Genomic DNA, 3,596 nt, shown 5'->3' with positions numbered 1-3,596 from the left:
TCTTGAATTTCTTCTGGGGCGCGCTCTTCTCAACAACATCATCAACCTGAATCTCATTGAGGAAGTGAAGTATGTCATAAAGAAAGGCGGAGATGATTTCAATAAACTCCTGGAGCTCGAGCCCGACGCGGGCCTCGGCAACGGCGGCCTCGGGCGCCTCGCGGCCTGTTATCTGGATTCAATGGCGACTCTCGGTCTGCCGGGCTACGGCTACGGGCTCCATTATGAATTCGGCATATTCAAACAGATCATACAGGACGGTTTCCAGGTGGAGGCGCCGGACGAGTGGCTGAAATTCGGTTCTCCCTGGGAAATAGAAAGGCCGGAATACGCCATCAATGTGCAGTTCTACGGAAAAAGCGTCCCTGAAAAGGATGCTTTCGGCAGGGTGCATTTTGTCTGGCGGGACACCAGGGATATTTTGGCTATCCCCCACGATATGCCGATAATAGGATATGGAAACAGCACGGTGAACACTTTGCGGCTCTGGTCCGCCCGTTCATCCAACCAGTTTGACCTGCACATCTTCAATCACGGCGACTATATAAAGGCGGTGGAAGATAAGAACCGCACGGAAAATATTTCAAAGGTGCTGTACCCGAACGACAATATTTATGAGGGAAAGGAGCTGCGTTTCAAGCAGGAGTTTTTTTTCGTCTCGGCCACCCTGCAGGATATAATAAGGCGCTATCTCAAAACCTATGATAATTTTGACAGGTTCGCCGATAAGGTGGCCATACAGCTCAATGACACGCATCCGGCGCTGGGCATACCGGAGCTCATGCGCCTTTTTATTGATATTTACGGCCTGAAATGGGAGAAGGCATGGGACATAACACGGAAAACTTTCGCTTTTACCAATCACACGGTTATGCAGGAAGCGCTTGAAAAATGGTCGCTGAACCTGTTTGAGACGGTTTTGCCCAGGCATCTGGAGATAGTCTATGAAATAAACAGGATTTTTACCTCTGAGGTGAGAGACAAATATCCCGATGATCACATGAAAGTCAACTGGATGTCTATCGTTTCCGACGACGACGAAAAGCATATCAGGATGGCGAATCTCGCTATTGTCGGCTCGCATTCCGTCAACGGTGTGGCAAAGCTCCACAGCGAGATACTGAAAACCGATGTTTTCAGGGATTTTTATGAGCTGTGCCCCGAAAAATTCAGTAACAAGACAAACGGCATAACGCAGCGGCGCTGGCTCCTTGTGGCCAATCATTATCTATCCCAGCTGATAAGAGAGAAAATAGGCGACGGCTGGATAAGTGATCTTTCCCGCATCAATGAACTTGAAAAATTCGCGGATGACAGGGACACCCTGATAAATCTTTACAACATCAAACTTGAAAACAAAAAGAAGCTGGCTGAATATATAAAGAAGGAATGCTCTGTTGAAGTGAATCCCGAATCCATATTTGATTCGCAGGTGAAGCGAATACACGAATACAAAAGGCAGTTTCTGAACGCTTTGAGGATTCTCGTGATGTATAACGGCATTAAGAAAAACCCGTCTTCTCTTGCGACTCCCGTCACATTTATTTTCGCGGGCAAGTCGGCGCCGGGATACGCCAGGGCGAAGCTCATCATCAAATTCATAAACAGCGTCGCGGATCTGGTAAACGGCGACAAGAGCATAAACGGAAAGATGAAAGTCGTTTTTCTTCCGAATTACGGCGTGTCTCTGGCCGAGAAGATCATTCCCGCCAGCGATGTCTCCGAGCAGATCTCAATGGCCGGAACGGAAGCATCCGGCACGGGCAATATGAAATTCGCGCTCAACGGCGCCCTGACGCTCGGCACACTTGACGGGGCGAACATAGAGATCTTAGAACATGTGGGGGCGGATAACATATATATTTTCGGCCTTAACGCTGAACAGATAAAAGAAAAGCAGCTGGACGGATCTCATGATCCCGGCGCGATATACGAGTCGCATGATGAGATCAGGGCCGCGCTTGATATGCTCAAATCCGGGGAATTATCCGGCGGCGACAATGAGATCTTCAAGCCTTTGTATGATTCTATACTTCACGGCGACGGCGGCGGCAGACCGGACAGCTATTTTCTGCTGGCCGATATGAAAGATTATCTGCTGAAGACTTATCAGGTCAACAAAGATTTTGCCGATAAACTCCTGTGGCAGAAAAAGGCGCTTTTAAACATAGCCAACATGGGTTATTTTTCGAGCGACAGGGCTGTGAAAGAATACGCCGATGAGATCTGGCACGCGCATCCGGTTAAAATAAATCCCTGAACGGCCTGGGCGGAATTGCTTATTGACACGAAAAAAGATTGTTGATAGGATAAACATTCCAAAGGAATAAACCGCCGGCAGGATCCGGAGGAAGACGACAGGCGGTTTTCCCGGGATATTAACTTCCCGGGAATTTCAAAAAGCATTTTGAGGATAACATAAAATACGGTACATGGAAACGAAAAACAGCAATATGGAGGAAGAAATGTCTATTTACACAGAAGAGAAGTTGAAGGAGATGAAGCTGCCGGAGCTTAAAGAAACGGCCTCGGCGGTGGGAGTGGCAAACAGCGCGAAGATGAAAAAACACGAGATAGTGGAAGCTATTTTGAATGTTTCCAAAAACGCCGGCCAGTCTCCCGCGGCTCCTTTGTCCGAGCCTAAGGCCGCTCCGGATACATCAGCGAAAGATAACGGCTGTCAGGCCGAGGGTAAAAACAATCACGGCAATAATCAGAATGTCGGAGAAGATTATCCCAAGGAAGAGAAAGAAGGTTATCTCGAAATACTGCCGGACGGCTTCGGCTTTCTTCGCGCCTCGGACAACAGTTATCTTCCGTCCAATGAAGATGTGTATATCGCGCCCATGCTGATAAAAAAACTCAAGCTCAGGACGGGTGATTTTCTCCAGGGCTACTGCAAACATCCCTCGGTGAACAGGGAAAAATATTACGCCATGAACAACATAGTGGCGGTCAATAATATGAAGCCGGAAGAGACCCTGGGCAGGCCTCATTTTGATAAGCTGATGCCGCAGTACCCGAAGAAACAAATCATACTTGAAACCGACAGGCAGGGGATATCGGGAAGGATCATGGATCTTCTCACCCCCATAGGCAAGGGGCAGAGGGGTTTGATAGTCGCGCCTCCGAGGACGGGCAAGACAATGCTCCTGCAGGCCATCGCCAACGGCATCACTCTCAATCATCCGGAGGTGACGCTCATCTGCCTGCTCATAGACGAGAGGCCGGAAGAGGTGACGGACATGAGGATGAGCGTGAAGTCGGAAGTCGTGGCTTCCACTTTTGATGAAAGCCCCGCCAGGCACATACAGGTGTCGGACATGGTTATTGAAAAAGCGAAACGCATGGTGGAAATGGGCAGGGATGTGGTGATACTGCTTGATTCTCTGACGCGCCTTGCAAGGGCGCACAACGCCCAGACGCCGTCTTCGGGCAGAGTGATGTCGGGGGGGCTGGAAACCACGGCTCTGCAGAAACCGAAAAAATTCTTCGGCACGGCGCGAAGCGTTGTTGACGGTGGGAGCCTCACCATAATAGCCACTGCCCTGATAGACACCGGATCCCGGATGGACGAGGTGATATTTGAGGAATTC

General features: G+C 49.5%; 2 protein-coding genes. Both read left to right on the top strand.

Features of this window, described 5'->3' with window-relative positions:
- A partial coding sequence (locus tag FP827_03715) for a glycogen/starch/alpha-glucan phosphorylase (protein ID MBA3052182.1) occupies positions 1-2,260 on the top strand: 2,260 nt, incomplete at its 5' end.
- Positions 2,261-2,432: 172 nt separating this feature from the next.
- Positions 2,433-3,596 (top strand): transcription termination factor Rho (locus FP827_03710; protein ID MBA3052181.1); only part of this gene is annotated, 1,164 nt, incomplete at its 3' end.

The organism is Candidatus Omnitrophota bacterium, assembly GCA_013791745.1.
In the GTDB taxonomy this organism is placed as follows: domain Bacteria; phylum CG03; class CG03; order CG03; family CG03; genus CG03.
This window is presented reverse-complemented; position numbering and strand designations above follow the sequence as displayed.